Below are 19555 nucleotides of genomic sequence, written 5' to 3' on the forward strand. Positions count from 1 at the left end.
TTGTGGGTCTTTTCAATTAGGCTGTTTGCTCAGGCGCTTTTTTCAACAAACCGAATACGACGCCAGAAACGATCGCACCGATCAAGATGAATAGCAAGAATAAAATTGGTTTAGATAATAATAGGACAACGAAGATCCCACCATGTGGCGCCATCAATTGGATATCAAAGGCACCGACAAGTGCACCAGTCAGGGCAGAACCGACGATAAAGCTTGGGATCGCTCGCAGTGGATCTGCTGCTGCAAATGGAATCGCACCTTCTGTGACGAAGGACAGCCCCATGACGATATTTGTCAAACCTGCTTCTTTTTGGTCTTTTGTGAATTTGTTTTTGAACAATAACGTTGCGACAAAGATTGCTAATGGAGGAACCATTCCGCCCGCCATTACAGATGCCATCACGACGCTACCACCTTCAGCAACGGTCGTTGCCAATGTTGCAGTACCAAAAACATAAGCGGCTTTGTTGATTGGGCCGCCTAGATCGGCTGCCATCATCGCTGCTAACAAAGCGCCAAGTAAAGCTGCGTTGGTACCACTTAAGCCAGTCAAGAAGCTGTTCAAACCGTCGTTGATAGCTTTCATTGGCACGTTGATCAGTAACATCAAGAAGCCAGTGATCAATAGGCCGAAAACAGGGTAGAAGAGGATCGTTTTGATTCCTTCTAATGATTTTGGTAAGCCTTTGAATAATGAACGTAAGAACTTGATGACGTAACCAGCTAAGAAACCGCCGATCAAGGCACCTAAGAAACCAGCACCACCTGTATTTGCTAACGCACCTGCTGCGAAACCGACGATCAATCCAGGTCGGTCACTGATACTTGAAGCGATAAATCCAGCTAAGACAGGTAGCATAAAACCAAATGCCGCGCTACCGATTTGATTGAACCAAGAAGCTGCTTGGTTGTAGTTTCCTAATTGACTCAAGGCATCTTGAGGGACACCCATGAACTGGTCCACCATGAAGGAAATAGCGATCATGATTCCACCGGCAATAACAAATGGCAGCATATGAGAAACACCATTCATCAAATCTTTATAGATTCGTTGACCGACTGAACCATCAGCAGAAGCGTCCTCTTTATCAGAAGCTTGGCCGCTACCATGAAAAACAGGAGCAGTTCCGCTCATTGCTTCATTGATTAATTGCTCGGTTTTACGGATCCCATCACTGACAGGACGGTTTACTAAATGTTTGCCGTCAAAGCGATCCATTTCTACTTTTTTATCAGCAGCGACGATTACACCAGTAGCTCGAGCGATATCAGCTTCTGTTAGGCGATTTTTGATTCCTTCTGAACCATTTGTTTCGACTTTGATGTCAACACCCAGCTCTTTGGCTTTCTTTTTCAAAGCATCTTCTGCCATGTAGGTATGGGCGATTCCTGTCGGGCAAGCTGTAACTGCGACGATATAGGGACGTTCGCTAGCGGGTGCTGCTTCTTGGTTTGCCGCTTCTTCTGCTAAAGCATCGGCTTCTTGCTGTGCCTCAGCTTCTGAGAAAAGGTGCTGTACTTGATCAGCAGTCGTCGCTGTTTTTAATTTAGCAACGAAATCCGGATCGATCAACAAGCGAGATAGCGCTGCTAATGCTTGTAAATGAGTATCATTTGCTCCTTCTGGTGCTGCGATCATAAAGAAGAGGTACGTTGGTTGTCCATCTAACGCCTCATAGTCAACACCCGCATTACTTTTTGCGAATAAGACCGTCGCTTCTTTGACCGCACTGTTTTTGGCATGAGGCATTGCGATGCCGTCACCTAGCCCTGTTGATGTTTGAGCTTCTCGGGCAAGAATTCCTTCTTTGTAGACCTCGATATCTGAAATTCGTCCGACAGCATATAATTTTGCTACCATTTCATCAATGGCACCTTTTTTGTCTGTTGCTTGTAAGTCCATGATCATGGCATCTTTCAGCATCAACTCATTGATTTTCATTTTTTCCATCCTCCTATAGATTCACTTGTTCAATTATGACTTCCGGTAGTAATTCTTCGATAAATGACGCCTCAGCTAAATCATCTGAAAACGCAGTGGCACTGCCACAAGCGACTCCCCATTTGAATGCTTCAACCACATCTTTGGTCTTTGCATAACGCCCAATGAATCCAGCAATCATGGAATCTCCAGCGCCGACTGAATTTTTCAAAGGTCGTTTCAACACATTGGATCGATAGATCTCATTGCCAGTAAAGAGCAGGGCGCCATCGCCGCCTAGAGAGACAATGACATTTTTAGCGCCATCCTTTAGCATTCTTTGACCATAAGGCAAAATATCTTCGATTGTTGAAAAAGAAGTTTCATAAAGTTCGGCTAATTCATGATTATTTGGTTTGATCAGCAAAGGCTGATCGGATAAAGCATCAAAAAGTTCCGCGCCGGTCGTATCAATGACAAATTCCGCACCCGCTTCTTTAACGATTTTGATCAATTCTTTATAAAAGTCGGTTGGAAGACCAGCTGGTTTACTTCCTGATAGGATGACGATGTCTTCGGCAGAAAGAGTGGCTAATTGGTGTTTCAATTCAGCAATTTCTTGCTGGCGAATGACTGGGCCAAGACCGTTGATTTCTGTTTCTTCGCCGGATTTTAGTTTGATATTGATTCGTGTGTCCGCAGCGACTTGGGTAAAGTTGCTGTTGATTTCCTCTTTGGTCAGCCACTCTTCAATAAAACGACCAGTAAATCCGCCAACGAAACCAAGGGCAGTCGAGGCGATGCCGATGCGTTTCAAAATCCGTGAGACATTGATTCCTTTGCCGCCAGGTAGTTTAAAGTCTTGTTTCATTCGATTAAGGGCGCCGATTTCCAAATGATCGACATGGACGATAAAGTCGATCGATGGATTGAGTGTTACTGTGTAAATCATTGTATTACCTCCATAATGGTTGTTTTTGCTCTGAATTTCGCTAAATAGTTTTTTGGGCAATAATCGGTGATGATCGTCGCACCTTCGATAAAGGCAACTTGAGCAAAAGTCGTTTGCTGAAATTTGGAATGGTCTAGCAAGACATAGGCTTGTTGACTGTGCTCTAAAGCGATCTGCTTGATCAGGGCTTCTTCAGGATCAGGTGTTGTGAATCCAGCCTCAGAATGAGCCCCGTTCATGCCCATAAAGCAACGATTAAAGCGTAGTTTTCGCAGTTGTTCACCAGCATTGATCCCTAACACAGCGTTCGTCGATATCTTAATGGTTCCCCCTAAAATCATGGTGTCGATCCCGTGATCGATCAATAGGGAAGCGTGTTTGACGGAGTTTGTGACCACCTTAAGGCCTGTGATAGCCGATAGGAAAGGAATCATTTCGAGGGTCGTTGTACCAGCATCTAAGTAAATGACTTCACCATTTTTGATCGTCTGGGCAGCTGCTCTTGCTATCTTTTGCTTTTCCGTTTGAAACTTCGCCGTTTTTTCTGACATGTTTGGTTCGAAGCCTAATTGCTGACTTTTCTTGGCTCCACCGTGAATTCTGACTAAAAATCCTTTGTCTTCCAACTCTTGCAGGTCTCGACGGATCGTTGATTCTGAAGCATCCAACAGTTGAATCAGTTCACTGACCTTGACGATCTCTTCTTGTTCCAATCGTGCCAAAATCGCTTGATGACGCTCCTCTGTAAGCATTTTCATCACCTCTTCACCTGCCATGATACCATATGATTCGTTCAAAATCAATCATAAACAGTAAAAAACATTCAAAATGAAAGCGGGAATAAATAGAATCGGTCATAAACGGTCATGATAACCGTCATTTTGATTTAATAGCTATCCTTATATTTGACAATTTTTACTATTATTTGGCTTAATTAAAGTAAGGGGGGATAAATAAATGAATAACAAAGTCATTTTACAAGGGTTCGAATGGGACCTGCCGGCAGATAGCCAGCACTGGAACAAATTGAAAGAAATGAGTAAAGAAATCAAAGAGTATGGATTTACCGCAATTTGGCTGCCGCCTGCCTATAAAGGGACAGCTGGGTCCGAAGACGTTGGGTATGGTGTCTATGATTATTATGATCTAGGCGAATTCGATCAAAAGGGGTCGGTGCCAACAAAATATGGGACAAAGGATGAATACCTAGAAGCCATCAAAGCACTGCAAGAACAAGGAATAGAGGTTTATGCCGACATCGTTTTCAATCACTTGATTGGTGCCGATGAAAAAGAAGTCGTTCCAGCGGTTAAATACAATACCGAAAACCGTAATGAACCGATCAGTGATGAGGAAGAAATCGAAGCTTGGACCAAGTTCACATTCCCAGGACGTCAGGGGACGTACAATGATTACGTTTGGACGTGGCATAATTTTTCTGGTGTCGATTATGATGACCGCAACAAAGACCACGGGATTTTTAACTTCGCTGATAAGGGCTGGGAAAACCAAGTGGATGATGAGATGGGCAATTACGACTACTTAATGGGTTGTGATTTGGACATGGAAAATCCCGAAACAGTGGAACAACTCAATAAATGGGGCCAATGGTACCAAGAACTGACCGGCGTTGACGGGTATCGACTAGATGCGGTCAAACACATTGAGTTTAACTATTACGCGGATTGGATCTTAAACCGCCGCGAGGAAAAAGGCAAACCACTATTTGTTGTCGGAGAATATTGGTCAGGGGATCTGCCAAAATTAGAAGAGTATTTAGATTCTTCAGGAAATTTGATTTATTTATTTGATGTGCCATTGCACTACAATTTATATGAAGCATCTCACTCAAATGGCGAATACGATATGAGCCAAATTTTTGCAGGGACGTTGACCGCCGCTCGCGAAGATTATGCAGTGACTTTTGTGGATAATCATGACACGCAGGTTGGGCAAAGTTTACAATCTTGGATAGACGGATGGTTCAAAGTCCATGCCTATTCATTGATCCTTTTACGTAAAGCTGGCGTACCAGTAGTTTTCTGGGGGGATTTATTTGGGATTCCCGCGCAAGAAATCGCCCCTGTCGGGGATGCGCTGGTCCATATGCTGAAACTTCGGGAGAAGCTTGCATTCGGGAATCAAGTCGATTATTTCGATGATCCTAATTGCATTGGCTGGGTATTAACTGGCGATTATGAACATGAGCTTTCTGGATTAGCGGTCGTGATGACCAATGCCCAAGGAGCGGAAAAAGAAATGACTATCAGTGCGATCCATGGTGGAGAGACATTCGTGGATATATTGAGAAACAATGAAGCGAAAGTTGTTTTAGATGATACCGGAAAAGGTGTTTTCCCGGTCAATGATGGGCAAGTCTCGATTTATGTAAATGAAAAACTAGTGGAGAAGTACTTTAGTTAACCAAAATCTTCAACGAATAAAAAGGCTGGTAGGTTTACAGCCTTTTTATTATGTAAACAAATCAAGCCTGCTTTCTCTTGAAAAAATCGCATGAATCGTAAGGGAAAAAATCAAAGCGCTTTTAATTAAAAGTTTTCAAAGCGTTCGGTTTTCCCCTTTCCCGGATAATGCTATAATTGAGAAGATTGAGAAAGAAAGGATGTTTAAAATCATGTCATCCAAAAGTGAATTACTTGAACGCATGAACCCACGGCAAAAAGAAGCCGTTATTCATACGGAAGGACCGTTGCTGCTGATGGCAGGTGCAGGAAGCGGGAAGACCCGTGTCCTAACCCACCGAATCGCCTATTTAATAGAAGAAAAAAATGTGAATCCATGGAATATTTTAGCCATCACATTTACCAATAAAGCGGCACGTGAAATGAAGGAACGGGTCAGTCAACTATTAGGATCGGGTGGAGAAGACGTTTGGGTTTCAACCTTCCACTCGATGTGTGTCAGAATCTTGCGCAGGGACGTTGATCGTATTGGCTATTCGAAGAATTTTACCATCATTGACTCTTCTGAGCAAAATACACTGATGAAACGGGTATTAAAAGAATTGAATATCGATCCCAAAAAATATGATCCTCGTTCTATTTTGGGAACGATCTCTCATGCCAAGAACGAGCTGTTGACACCTGAAGCTTACCAAGCCATGGAAGGTAGTCTATTTGAGCAGATCGTAGGTCGTTGTTATGAAAAATATCAAAAAGAGCTGCGCAATAATCAATGCATGGACTTCGATGATTTAATCATGAATACGATCCGCCTCTTCCAAGACAATGAAGATGCGCTGCAATTTTATCAACGGAAATTCCACTATATCCATGTCGATGAATACCAAGATACCAACCACGCCCAATACACACTGGTCAATTTATTGGCCGCTCGTTTTCGAAATCTTTGTGTTGTTGGGGATGCGGACCAAAGTATTTACGGTTGGCGTGGTGCCAACATGCAAAATATTTTAGACTTTGAAAAGGACTATCCAGATGCCGCAACGATTTTGTTAGAGCAAAACTATCGTTCAACGCAAACGATTTTAAATGCGGCAAACCAAGTAATCAAAAATAACCGCAACCGTCCAGATAAAAATCTATGGACAGAAAATCATGATGGGGAAAAGATCACTTATTATCGCGGGGATAGTGAACGAGATGAAGCACGATTTATCGTCAGTGAAATGCAAAAACAAATTGCAGAAAAGAACCGTAAATTCGGTGATTTTGCGATATTGTATCGGACCAATGCCCAGTCACGGATCATTGAAGAAATGCTTTTAAAAGCCAACGTTCCTTATACGATGGTCGGCGGCAGAAAATTCTATGACCGCAAAGAAATCCGTGATATTTTGGCCTATTTATCGGCGATCGCCAATCCGCGAGATTCCATCAGCTTAGAGCGTATCATCAATGTACCAAAACGTGGGATCGGTGCGACATCCGTCGAGAAACTACGAGCGTTTGCGAATCTTCATGAATGGTCATTGTTAGAAGCAGCCATGAACGTCGAGTTAGCGAATATTTCTGGAAAGGCTGGCAAAGAATTAGGAAGCTTTGGGATGATGATGGATGGCTTCGCCCAGATGGTTCCTTACCTATCAGTAACCGAACTGACAAAAGAAATATTAGAAAAAACGGGTTATCGTCAAGAGTTAGTCAACCAGAATAATTTAGAAGCACAAGCTAGACTTGAAAACTTGGAAGAATTTTTATCGGTTACCCAAGAATTCGACAAACGATTTGAGGCGCAAAACGAAGACGATGCAGATGCACCAGATGAGAAGTTGAGTGTTTTCTTAAATGACTTAGCTTTATTGTCAGACGTCGATAGTTATGAAGAAGAAAGTAGTCAAGTGACTTTGATGACCTTGCATGCTGCAAAAGGACTAGAGTTTCCAGTGGTATTTTTGATTGGGTTGGAAGAAAATATCTTCCCGCTTTCTCGTGCCTTAATGGAAGAAAGCGAGCTCGAAGAAGAACGGCGCCTTGCTTACGTGGGAATCACTCGTGCCGAGGAAGAGCTCTTTATGACCAACGCTTTTTCCAGAACATTATACGGTCGGACCCAATACAATCGTCCGTCTCGGTTTATCGAAGAGATCGAACAAGATCTGCTGCAATCATTAGGCGAGCGTTCACAGCCGAAAGCTGCTGCACCGTTTCAACCAAAAGTGTTCAAACCGAGCTATACACAGCCGCGTCAAACGACTGTCGCTTCTAAACAACAGACTTCTGCAGCTGGTAATACATGGCAAGTTGGCGAGAAAGTTCAACATAAAAAATGGGGAATCGGTACCGTCGTTCGGACGACTGGCAGCGCGCAAGATGTTGAATTAGATGTGGCGTTCCCACAACAAGGAGTCAAACGATTGTTGGCGGCCTTTGCGCCGATTGAAAAAGTTGAAAAATAAGGAGGATATTAGGATGGATGTCCCTTCAAAAGAAATCCAATCACGAGCAGAAGAGCTGCGCACACAATTAAATCAGTATGCTTACGAATACTATGTAAAAGATCAGCCTTCCGTGGAAGATTATCTCTATGATCAGCTATATGCAGAACTGGTTGAAATTGAAACCAATTATCCGCAGCTAGTAACCGAAGACTCACCCACCCAACGAGTAGGCGGTATCATTTTACCTGGCTTTGAAAAGGTCACGCATGATATTCCGCTATATAGCCTGAACGATGTCTTTGACAAAGAAGGAATCGTGGCTTTTGATGCCCGTGTTCAAAAAGCACTGGGGAAAGCGGTAGATTATGTCTGCGAGTTAAAGATCGATGGATTGTCAATTTCCTTGAAATATGAAGAAGGGCGCTTTGTTCGTGGAGCAACTCGAGGAGATGGTACGGTAGGTGAAAACATTACAGAAAACCTAAAGACCGTCAAATCGATTCCACTGAAATTAAAAGAACCGATCTCGTTGGAAGTTCGTGGCGAATGCTATATGCCAAAGGCTTCGTTTTTGAAATTGAATCAACAGCGAGAAGAAGAAGGGGCGGAAGTTTTTGCCAATCCTAGAAACGCAGCGGCTGGAAGCTTGCGACAATTAGACACACGGATCGCAGCCCAAAGAAACTTAAGCACCTTCTTGTACACACTAGCTGACTTTGGACCAATTGAAGCCAATGATCAATTTTCAGCATTGAATGAACTGGATCAATTAGGCTTTCGTACAAATCACGAACGCAGAGTGTGTCACACCATCGATGAGGTTTGGGCATATATCGAAGAGTTTCATGACAAGCGCAGTGAGCTTCCCTATGAGATTGACGGCGTAGTCATCAAAGTCAATAATTTCAAAGATCAAGATGCGCTAGGCTTTACCGTAAAAGCACCCCGATGGGCGGCAGCATATAAGTTTCCACCGGAAGAAGCGGAAACAGTGATCGAAACGATCGAATGGACCGTGGGACGGACGGGTGTTGTGACACCGACCGCTGTTATGACCCCTGTTCGTGTTGCTGGAACGACGGTCAGCCGTGCCAGTCTCCATAATGTAGATTTCATTAAAATGAAAGACATCCGCATTGGCGATTCGGTCATCATCTATAAGGCGGGGGACATTATTCCAGAGGTTGCGAAAGTCTTGGAAGAAAAACGAACAGAAGCAAGTCAACCCTTTGAATCGCCTACACATTGTCCCGAATGTGGGAGTGAGCTGATCCATTTAGATGAAGAAGTTGCCTTGCGTTGTATCAATCCAAAGTGTCCAGCACAGATCAAAGAAGGACTCAGCCATTTCGTTTCACGGAATGCTATGAACATTGACGGTTTAGGGCCCCGTGTTTTAGAGCAAATGTTCGATAAATCCTTAGTTAAAGATGTGGCCGACTTGTACTTTTTAACAGAAGAACAATTGTTGACCCTTGATAAAATCAAAGAGAAATCAGCCAATAACCTGTTGCGGGCGATTCATCAAAGTAAAGGAAATTCGGTTGAACGTTTGATTTTTGGGCTAGGCATCCGTCATGTCGGTGCGAAAGCGGCTCGGATTTTAGCAGAACATTTCGGTGATCTGCGGGCGCTCAGCAAAGCCAAGGAAGAAGAAATCATTTCGCTAGAAGCTATCGGCGCAACGATTGCTGAAAGTGTCGTCACGTATTTTGACAATCAAGAAGTTCACGACCTGTTAGATGAACTTGAAAGAGCGGGTGTCAACTTTGCTTATTTGGGGCTTAGAAATGAACAGTTGGAAGACGTCGAATCACCATTTAAAGAGAAAACCGTCGTTTTAACAGGAAAATTAAGTCACTTCACTCGTGAAGAAGCCAAGGAACGAATTGAAAATCTCGGTGGGAAGGTAACAGGGAGTGTATCGAAAAAGACCGATATCGTTGTTGCTGGGGAAGAGGCAGGCAGCAAACTGACCAAAGCACAATCCCTAGGTGTCACCGTTTGGGATGAAGCTCAAATGGTGGCTGCGATCGAAGGCAGTCATTCGGCAGATCAATAACCTTTAAGCATGTCACAGACGAGAAGCAGTTGTTTTTTCTTGTCTAATTGAAATCATTTCTTCCCTGCACTACGAGGAAAGAAATGATTTCTGCTTTTATTTGCAATTATATTTGATAATTTTCAAATTCTATTTCATGATTTGTTAAAAAAATGATACAATACATTGGAAAAACGTAAACGTAGATTACGGATACGAGAAAGAGGAGGATTTTATGGCGATCAGCGAAGAACAAGTCAAACATGTTGCCAAACTAGCAAAACTTTCATTCTCAGACGATGAATTACATGAGTTTACCTCTCAGCTAGGGAAAATTATTGATATGGTTGAAACACTTGAAGAAGTGGACACCACAGGAGTACCATTCACATCGAATGTCGCAGAAACGATTAACGTGATGCGTGAAGATGTAACGACCGGCGGCTGGGACCGTGATGAATTAATGAAAAATGTTCCAGAATCCGAAGAAGGCTTTATCAAAGTGCCTGCAATCATTGATAATGGGGAGGCGGGTGCCTAATGACTGAATTATATAAAAAAAGCTTAGAAGAATTACACAGCTTATTAGTGTCAAAGGAAATTACTGCAACAGACTTAACGAGCGAAACCTTTGCTCGCATTAAAGAAACAGAGCCGAAAGTCGATGCGTTTCTAGCGTTGAATGAAGAAAAAGCGCAGGAATTGGCACAAGCCATCGATCAAAAAGGCATCACTGAAAGCAATGTGTTGGCGGGAATTCCAATTGGAATCAAAGACAACATCGTTACCAAAGATTTGCGGACAACAGCTGCTTCAAAAATCTTAGGTAATTTTGATCCAATTTACGATGCGACCGTTATGGACAAAGTTTACCAAGCGGACATGATTCCAGTTGGTAAGTTAAATATGGATGAATTTGCCATGGGCGCAAGTACCGAAACGTCGTTCTTTAAGAAAACGAAAAACGCTTGGGACGAAACAAAAGTACCTGGTGGTTCATCAGGTGGCTCGGCAGCTGCCGTTGCAGCTGGACAAGTCCCCCTATCATTAGGTAGCGATACGGGTGGTTCGATTCGTCAACCAGCAGCTTTCAATGGGATCGTCGGGATGAAACCAACGTACGGACGGGTTTCTCGTTTTGGTCTGATCGCGTTTGCATCATCTTTAGATCAAATTGGTCCGATGACGCGTGGTGTGAAAGACAATGCCTTTGCATTAAATGCCATCAGTGGGTTTGATGCGAAAGATAGTACGTCAGCAGGCGCTGCTGTTCCTGATTTTACAGCAGGTTTGACGGGTGATATCAAAGGTATGAAAGTCGCTTTGCCAAAAGAATACTTAGGTGAAGGGATCCAAGCAGGCGTTCGAGAAGCAATCTTAAAAGCAGCGGACACTTTCCGTGCGTTAGGAGCGACTGTGGAAGAAGTCAGCTTGCCACACTCAAAATACGGGGTAGCCGTTTACTATATCATCGCTTCTTCTGAAGCAAGTTCTAATTTGCAACGTTTTGACGGTATTCGTTATGGTTTCCGTTCAGAAAATGTCAGCAATCTAGAAGATGTCTATGTCAATTCTCGCAGTGAAGGATTCGGGGAAGAAGTAAAACGCCGGATCATGTTAGGTACGTTTTCACTAAGTGCTGGCTACTACGATGCCTACTTCAAAAAAGCCGGTCAAGTACGGACGTTGATCAAACAAGATTTCGATAAGGTCTTCAGCCAATACGACTTGATCATTGGCCCAGCTTCCCCAACGGTAGCATTTGGTATTGGAGAAAACATCAATGATCCGATCACCATGTACTTGAATGATATTTTAACCATTCCTGTGAACTTAGCAGGACTGCCAGGGATGTCGATCCCAGCAGGTTTTTCTGAAGGACTGCCAGTCGGCTTGCAGATCATTGGGAAACATTTTGATGAAGCAACCATGTATAAAGCGGCTTATGCCTTTGAACAAGCAACTGATTTCCACACGAAAAAACCAGTGATTTTAGGAGGGGATAAGGCATGAACTTCGAAACAGTCATTGGGCTTGAAGTCCACGTAGAATTAAAAACAGAATCAAAGATTTTTTCTCCAGCACCTGCTCACTTTGGCGCTGAACCAAATAGCAACACGAATGTGATCGACTGGGGCTATCCAGGTGTTTTACCAGTAATGAACAAAGCGGCTATCGAATTTGGGATGAAAGCTGCGCTTGCGCTGAATTGTGAAATCTCAAAAGAAACGCATTTCGACCGCAAAAACTATTTCTATCCCGACAATCCAAAAGCGTATCAAATTTCGCAATTCGATCAACCGATCGGTCATGATGGGTGGATCGAGATCGAAGTGGAAGGCAAAAAGAAAAAGATTCGCATCGAGCGAGTTCATTTGGAAGAAGATGCTGGGAAAAACATGCACGGCAAAGGCGGTTATTCTTATGTTGATCTAAATCGTCAAGGAACCCCTTTGATCGAGATCGTTTCCGAAGCGGATATGCGTTCACCAGAAGAAGCATATGCGTATCTAGAAGCGTTGCGTTCAATCATCTTGTTTACAGAAGTATCCGATGTGAAGATGGAAGAAGGTTCCATGCGTTGTGATGCGAATATTTCGTTGCGACCATACGGCCAAGAACAATTCGGAACAAAAACAGAACTGAAAAACTTAAACTCTATGTCCTTCGTGAAAAAAGGGTTGGCATTTGAAGAAAAACGCCAAGCCAAAGTATTGCTTTCTGGAGGCGAGATCCAACAAGAAACTCGACGTTTTGATGAAGCAACCAGCAAAACCTTATTGATGCGTGTCAAAGAAGGTTCTTCTGATTATCGTTACTTCCCAGAACCAGATATCCCACGGTTTGTGATCGATGATGAATGGATCGAACGTGTACGTCAAAGCTTGCCAGAAATGCCGCAAAAACGTCGTGCCCGTTACATCTCTGAATTGGGCTTACCAGAATATGATGCAATGGTCTTGACTTTATCAAAAGAAATGTCCGATTTCTTTGAAAAAACCATCGATGCTGGTGCTGATCCTAAACAAGCTTCTAACTGGTTGATGGGTGAAGTTTCAGCGTATCTGAACAGCGAGAAATTGGAACTGCCAGAAACGAAATTAACCCCAGACAATTTAGCGGGAATGATTCGTTTGATCGCCGATGGCACGATCAGTTCGAAGATTGCGAAAAAAGTCTTCAAAGAGTTGATCACAAACGGCGGCGACGCTGAAGAAGTCGTAAAAGCCAAAGGATTGATCCAATTATCAGATCCTGCGCAATTACTACCAATGATCAATGAAGTATTAGATAATAACCAACAATCCGTCGATGACTTCAAAAACGGAAAAGACCGCGCAGTCGGTTTCTTAGTTGGTCAAATCATGAAAGCAACCAAAGGACAAGCGAATCCAGGCGTTGTGAACAAGCTGTTGCAAGAAGAACTAGCAAAGCGATAAGAGGCAAGCGATGAAAAGAGCAAGAGTAATCTACAACCCGACATCTGGGAAAGAATTGATTCGAAAAAACTTAGCAGATATTTTAGATGTTTTGGAAACTGGCGGTTATGAGGCGAGTGCATTTGCCACGACCGCTGCGCCATTTTCCGCTCGTGATGAAGCAAGAAGAGCCGGCGAAGCTGGTTTTGATTTGGTGGTAGCTGCCGGTGGGGATGGCACGATCAATGAAGTCGTCAATGGGATCGCTCCTTTAGAAAAGCGACCAAAAATGGCGATCATTCCTGGAGGCACGACCAATGACTACGCACGAGCGCTAAAGATTCCCCGTACGGATATCAAAGCAGCTGCGGAAGTGATTTTGAAGCAGCAGACAGTGAAAATGGATGTCGGAAAAACACCCAACACGTATTTTATCAACATTGCTGCTGGTGGGCACTTAACGGAATTGACCTACGATGTTCCTTCTGAACTGAAAAGTGTTTTTGGCTACTTAGCTTATCTAGCAAAAGGAGCGGAATTACTCCCTCGTGTCAAACCAATCAAAATGCATCTAAAGTATGAAGACGGAGAATACATTGGCGGAGCGTCGATGTTCTTTTTAGGGCTGACGAATTCAGTGGGGGGCTTTGAACAGATTGCGCCTGATGCAAAGCTTGACGATGGGAAATTTTCGCTGATCATTGTCAAAACGGCCAATATTTTTGAGATCGTCCACTTAGTTGCTTTAATGATGAATGGTGGAAAACACATCAACGATCGTCGTCTGATTTATACAAAAACATCTTTTCTTGAAGTAGACGCACCAGAACAGGTCAATCGTTTAATGATCAACCTTGATGGCGAATACGGCGGAGATGCTCCTATGCGCTTTGAAAACCTACACAATCATATTGAGTTTTTTGCAAATGTCGATCAAATCCCTGACGATGCGGTCGTTGGTGAGCAAAATTATCAAGAGATGAGCGAAGGTTTTATTAAAGAAGTCGAACGTCTTTCCGATGAGGACATCAATGGGGATGGCAAGATCGGCGACGAAACAAAGTAAACGATTTTTCTTTTCATGCGAGTTGAAAGAACAGGGACTTTTGGACCTGTTCTTTTTTTAAAACGTAATTGTGGAAAAGCAGGCACCGATTTTTTTTCGAATACTTGATAGAATAGCTTTTCTTAAAATTTAGTAAAGGTCGTTTTTTATAAAGTGTTTCACGATTCGTCTTTGTTTCACGAGATCGAGCGCGGATCATATAAATAAAACGAATAAAATTTCCAAAACACGAATGATAATCATCAAAAAGCGAACTTTTCGAATATATGCTCATTAAAGTTCGTTATTTCCGCATTTCTATCCAATCTATGGATGCAAAAGCGAATAAGAATATGCTATAATGGTGAAACGAAGAAATGGGGGGACCGGAATGGAGCAAATCGATTCTACAAAAGCGCTTGATCTGCTGAGAGATGACGCAGAACGAATCAAAAAGCTGATCCGAAACCAAGAAAATAGTTTATGTATCGCACAATGCAAAGCATTTGAAGAAGTGGTTGATACCCAGATGTATGGTCTATCACGACAAGTGGCATTTGCGATCCGCTTGGGGATCGTTGATAATCAAACAGGGCAGCAATTGATGGCGGATCTTGAAAAAGATTTGAACCAATTGTATAGCGAGGTCTACGAGGACCAGCGGACACCTGACATCGGCAAGGAGGCATAAACTTGCCAGAGAAAGTTAAGAAAAGACATTTATTAGATTATAGTATTTTATTACCATATATTGTTATGTGTGTCACGGGCTTGATGATGGTTTATAGTTCCACATCTTACGTTGCGATGACCGCCACACAACCGACCACAGCTGCTTCTTACGTCATCAATCAAACATTATTTTGGTTGGTGAGCCTAATAGCGATCACTGTCATGTATAAAATGAAAACGGATGTTTTTCGGAACAAAAAATTTGTCCAGATCGCCATGATCGTCATCTTGTTTTTATTGATCGCTGCCTTCTTTTTCCCAAGAAGAAATGGGGCACTCGGTTGGTTATCGATTGCTGGCTTTTCCATTCAACCAGCAGAGTATTTAAAGTTTATTGTGATTTGGTTTTTATCGGTGACGCTATCTTATCGTCAAAAAGGTATCCAACAAGAATTTTGGAAAACGGTTTGGCGTCCAATCGGAATCGTTTTTGTCTACACCGGGATCATGGCACTTTATCCCGACTTAGGGAATGCTGTAATCATTATGTTGCTGGCATTTGTCGTGTTATTGTCTAGCGGATTGAATTACCTGTATACCTTAATATTAGGTGTGGCAGGTATTATCGGTAGTATGTTGATCGTCTTGTTTGTGAATCTAACCGGTGGTAAGCTTTTACCCGACTATGTCTATAGTCGTTTTTCATCTTTTTTGAACCCGTTTGCTGATGAATACAATACAGGTCATCAAATGGTGAATGGGTATTACGCAATGTTCAACGGTGGGCTGTTCGGGCGCGGGCTTGGAAATAGTATCCAAAAACGTGGCTTCTTAAACGAAGCGCACACCGATTATATATTTTCGATCGTTATGGAAGAATTAGGGCTGATCCCATCGATCATCATTTTAGGTGTTTTGTTCTATATGGTGGGACGAATCTTTCTTGTCGGTATCCGTTCAAGAGATCCCTTTAATTCCATGATGTGTATAGGGATAGGGACATTATTTATGTCTCAGATTTTTATCAACTTAGGTGGAATCACTGGTTTGATCCCGTTGACGGGAATTACTTTCCCATTTCTAAGTCAAGGTGGATCAAGCTTGCTGATGCTATCGATTTGTATCGGTTTTGTGTTAAATATCAGTGCCGAAGAAAAGAGGAAACAGGTTTATTTGAATTATTGATCAATTGAATGGAGTGGATTAGATGAAGAAAATTCTTGTTGCCAATCGTGGAGAAATCGCGATCCGTGTCTTCCGCGCATGTGCGGAACTTGGGATCAAAACTGTCGGAATTTATGCTGCGGAGGATGAATACTCCGTCCATCGCTTTAAAGCAGACGAAGCGTATTTAGTAGGGAAAGGCAAACGTCCGATCGATGCGTATTTAGACATTGAAGATATCATTCGCACGGCGAAAAAGGCCGGTGCCGAAGGAATCCATCCTGGATACGGCTTTTTATCAGAAAATCTGGGATTTGCTCAACGCTGTGAAGAAGAAGGTTTGATTTTCATCGGACCATCCACCCATCATTTAGATATTTTTGGCGACAAGATCAAAGCAAAAGCAGCAGCGATCGAGGCAGGGATTCAATCGATTCCTGGCTCTGACGGTCCAGTTGCATCGATCGATGACGTTTTAGCTTTTGCAAACGAACATGATTATCCAATCATGATCAAAGCAGCCCTTGGGGGCGGTGGGCGAGGCATGCGTGTCGCTCATGATGAAAAAGAAGCAAGAGACGGCTACGAACGTGCCAAAAGTGAAGCCAAAGCGGCATTTGGTAGCGATGAAGTCTACGTTGAAAAATACATTAGTAATCCAAAACATATTGAAGTCCAAATTTTAGGAGATACGCACGGAAACGTCGTTCACTTATTTGAACGTGATTGCTCGGTTCAGCGCCGCCACCAAAAAGTAGTCGAGGTGGCACCTTGTGTGTCAATGACTGATGAACAACGGGAAAAAATATGCCAAGCAGCCGTTCAACTAATGAAGCATGTCGGCTATATCAATGCTGGAACCGTGGAATTTTTAGTAGAGGGCGACAAATTCTACTTTATCGAAGTAAACCCACGGGTTCAAGTGGAACATACGATCACTGAAATGATCACCAATTTAGACATCGTGACGACACAAATTTTGATTGCACAAGGCAAAGACTTGCATAAAGAAATCGGAATTCCTGAACAAAAAGACATTCGCTTTGAGGGTGTTGCGATCCAATGCCGCGTGACGACAGAAGATCCAGCGAATAATTTTATGCCAGATACTGGTAAGATCGATACCTACCGCTCTCCAGGTGGGTTTGGGGTTCGTTTAGATGTCGGAAATGCTTATGCCGGTGCAGTGGTAACCCCTTATTTCGACTCGCTACTTGTAAAAGTCTGTACGCATGCTGCTTCGTTCGACCAAGCAATTCAAAAAATGATGCGCTGTCTGAAAGAATTCCGAGTACGTGGTGTAAAAACAAACATTCTCTTTATGCGTAATGTTGTTTCTCATCCAGCCTTTCGTTCAGGTGAAGCCAAAACCACCTTTATCGACAATACGCCAGAACTATTCAATTTCCCTCGGATTCGTGACCGTGGAAACAAAACCATGAAGTATATCGGTGAAATCACGATCAATGGATTCCCGGGAATCGAAAAACAAAAGAAACCTTTCTACAATGAACCACGGATGCCACAACACATCCAAGCAACGCCTGATTTTGTCAGCGCCAAAAATATTTTAGATACGAAAGGTGCCGAGGGTGTCGTTGAATGGATCGGTCAACAAAAGAATGTCTTACTGACGGATACAACCTTCCGAGATGCCCATCAAAGTTTGTTGGCAACTCGTGTAAGAACCCATGACTTTAAGAAAATTGCCGCGATGACGGAAGCTGGTCTACCACAATTGTTCTCAAGTGAAATGTGGGGTGGGGCAACCTTTGACGTTGCATACCGTTTCTTAACAGAAGATCCATGGGAAAGATTGCGGATGTTCAGGAAAAAAATGCCGAATACACTCTTACAAATGTTGTTTAGAGGCTCCAACGCTGTCGGGTATTCCAATTATCCAGACAATGTTTTGGAAGAATTCATCAAAGAATCTGCGGCACAAGGAATCGATGTATTCCGAATCTTTGATAGTTTGAACTGGGTCCCACAAATGGAAAAAAGTATCCAAGCTGTTCGTGATACGGGGAAAATTGCAGAAGCGACGATTTGTTATACAGGGGATATCAATGATCCATCCCGCCAAAAATATTCGGTACAATATTACAAAGATATGGCAAAAGAATTGCAAAATCTTGGTGCCCATATTATTGCGATCAAGGATATGGCTGGATTATTAAAACCGCAAGCGGCTTATCGTTTGATCAGTGAGTTAAAAGATACGATCGATGTACCGATCCATCTGCACACGCATGATACCAGCGGGAATGGGATTATCACTTACTCAGCAGCTACCAAAGCTGGCGTTGATATCGTGGATGTCGCTATGTCAGCTATCAGTGGCGCAACGAGTCAGCCAAGTATGAGTAGTTTGTATTATGCTCTTTTAAACGGCGAGCGTTGCCCAGAGATCAATGTGGATAATATCCAACAATTGAATCACTATTGGGAAGATGTCCGCATGTACTACCATTCCTTTGAAAATGGCTTGAACGCCCCTCAAACGGAAGTGTACAAGCATGAGATGCCAGGAGGACAATATACCAATCTCCAGCAGCAAGCCAAAGCCGTTGGTTTAGGCGAAAAATGGGATGAAATCAAAGAAATGTATCATGAAGTCAATATGATGTTTGGAGACATCGTGAAAGTGACACCTTCTTCGAAAGTCGTGGGCGATATGGCGCTCTTCATGGTACAAAATGGCTTGTCAGAAAAAGATATTTTTGAAAAAGGCGATACATTGAGTTTCCCAGAATCAGTGATCACCTTCTTCCAAGGCGAGTTAGGTCAGCCAGTCGGTGGTTTCCCGAAAGAATTGCAACGCATTATCTTAAAAGGACGCCCAGCCTTTACGGAACGTCCAGGAGCCTTTGCCAAACCAGTTGATTTTGCCGTAGTGAAACAAGAACTAGCCGAAAAAATCGGCTATGAACCAAAACACGAAGAAGTCTTGAGCTACTTGATGTATCCGCAAGTCTTCCTTGATTATCGAAAAGCGTATGAGCAGTTTGCCGATGTAAAAGTCCTTGATACACCAACCTTCTTTAATGGTATGCGCTTAGGCGAAACGATCAATGTCGAATTAGAAAAAGGCAAAATCTTGATCATTCGTCTCGATGAAATCGGTGAACCAGATATCGAAGGCAATCGGACCCTCTTCTTTAACTTAAACGGTCAACGACGAGAAATCGTTGTGAAAGATAGTTCGATCATCAGTTCTGTTCAAACAAAACGCAAAGCAGAGCCAACGAACAAAGAACAAATCGGTGCCTCCATGAGTGGTTCAGTTTTAAAAGTATTAGTCAAAAAAGGTGATCGAGTGGCACGTGGACAGACGTTGATGGTCACTGAAGCGATGAAGATGGAAACTTCCGTCGAAGCTCGCTTCTCTGGTGTAGTTGAGCATGTTTACGTAACCGATGGGGAACCAATCCAGTCAGGAGACCTTCTGATTGAAGTCAAAGAAAAATAAGGAGTCGA

The 19555-nt window shown here is 43.0% G+C and carries 13 protein-coding genes; 10 read left to right on the top strand and 3 right to left on the bottom strand.

The annotated features are described in order from the left end of the window. Positions 1-16 precede the first annotated feature (16 nt). From IGI71_RS07630 to IGI71_RS07640, 3 genes are read right to left on the bottom strand one after another with little or no spacing between them, the layout of a single operon-like run. Positions 17-1942, bottom strand: coding sequence for a PTS fructose transporter subunit IIABC (locus IGI71_RS07630; RefSeq protein ID WP_034857806.1), 1926 nt, complete (start codon positions 1940-1942; stop codon positions 17-19). Between the two features lie 13 nt (positions 1943-1955). Further along, on the bottom strand, positions 1956-2873 hold the full coding sequence (pfkB, locus tag IGI71_RS07635) for a 1-phosphofructokinase (RefSeq protein WP_015509619.1): 918 nt from the start codon (positions 2871-2873) through the stop codon (positions 1956-1958). Next, positions 2870-3625, bottom strand: coding sequence for a DeoR/GlpR family DNA-binding transcription regulator (locus IGI71_RS07640; protein ID WP_005225973.1), 756 nt, complete (start codon positions 3623-3625; stop codon positions 2870-2872). The genes pfkB and IGI71_RS07640 overlap by 4 nt, the downstream gene beginning before the upstream one ends. A 205-nt stretch (positions 3626-3830) precedes the next feature. Between IGI71_RS07640 and IGI71_RS07645 the strand changes: the two genes are divergently transcribed. The 10 genes from IGI71_RS07645 (at position 3831) to IGI71_RS07690 (ending at position 19547) form a co-directional block, all read left to right on the top strand. Next, the gene (locus IGI71_RS07645) at positions 3831-5297 is read left to right on the top strand and encodes an alpha-amylase (RefSeq protein ID WP_015509620.1); all 1467 of its coding nucleotides are present in this window, start codon (positions 3831-3833) and stop codon (positions 5295-5297) included. A gap of 211 nt (positions 5298-5508) precedes the next feature. Further along, positions 5509-7752: a DNA helicase PcrA gene (gene pcrA / locus IGI71_RS07650; protein ID WP_034857801.1), complete on the top strand. Its 2244-nt coding sequence runs from the start codon at positions 5509-5511 to the stop codon at positions 7750-7752. Between the two features lie 13 nt (positions 7753-7765). Beyond that, the gene (ligA, locus tag IGI71_RS07655; RefSeq protein WP_081117063.1) at positions 7766-9796 is read left to right on the top strand and encodes an NAD-dependent DNA ligase LigA; all 2031 of its coding nucleotides are present in this window, start codon (positions 7766-7768) and stop codon (positions 9794-9796) included. A gap of 214 nt (positions 9797-10010) precedes the next feature. Then, complete coding sequence (gene gatC / locus IGI71_RS07660; protein ID WP_005225977.1) at positions 10011-10316, top strand: Asp-tRNA(Asn)/Glu-tRNA(Gln) amidotransferase subunit GatC; 306 nt, start codon at positions 10011-10013, stop codon at positions 10314-10316. Next, a complete protein-coding gene (gene gatA / locus IGI71_RS07665; protein WP_010748184.1) occupies positions 10316-11788 on the top strand; it encodes an Asp-tRNA(Asn)/Glu-tRNA(Gln) amidotransferase subunit GatA in 1473 nt (490 codons plus the stop codon). Before gatC ends, gatA begins: the two co-directional genes overlap by 1 nt. Further along, on the top strand, positions 11785-13215 hold the full coding sequence (gene gatB, locus IGI71_RS07670; RefSeq protein ID WP_005225979.1) for an Asp-tRNA(Asn)/Glu-tRNA(Gln) amidotransferase subunit GatB: 1431 nt from the start codon (positions 11785-11787) through the stop codon (positions 13213-13215). The genes gatA and gatB overlap by 4 nt, the downstream gene beginning before the upstream one ends. 10 nt (positions 13216-13225) lie before the next feature. Further along, positions 13226-14260, top strand: a complete 1035-nt coding sequence (locus IGI71_RS07675; RefSeq protein WP_010748185.1) for a diacylglycerol kinase — start codon at positions 13226-13228, stop codon at positions 14258-14260. 370 nt (positions 14261-14630) lie between these two features. Further along, positions 14631-14930, top strand: coding sequence for a YlaN family protein (locus tag IGI71_RS07680; RefSeq protein ID WP_010748186.1), 300 nt, complete (start codon positions 14631-14633; stop codon positions 14928-14930). Positions 14931-14932: 2 nt separating this feature from the next. Then, positions 14933-16096 (top strand): FtsW/RodA/SpoVE family cell cycle protein, encoded by a 1164-nt coding sequence (locus IGI71_RS07685; protein ID WP_430616288.1) that lies wholly within the window; start codon positions 14933-14935, stop codon positions 16094-16096. 22 nt (positions 16097-16118) lie between these two features. Next, positions 16119-19547 carry a pyruvate carboxylase gene (locus IGI71_RS07690; RefSeq protein ID WP_430616289.1) on the top strand — a complete coding sequence of 1143 codons (3429 nt, stop codon included), beginning with the start codon at positions 16119-16121 and terminating at the stop codon, positions 19545-19547. The last annotated feature ends 8 nt before the right edge of the window (positions 19548-19555 follow it).

The sequence above is a fragment of the Enterococcus sp. DIV1279b genome (genome assembly GCF_050531515.1).
Lineage (GTDB): Bacteria > Bacillota > Bacilli > Lactobacillales > Enterococcaceae > Enterococcus_D > Enterococcus_D casseliflavus.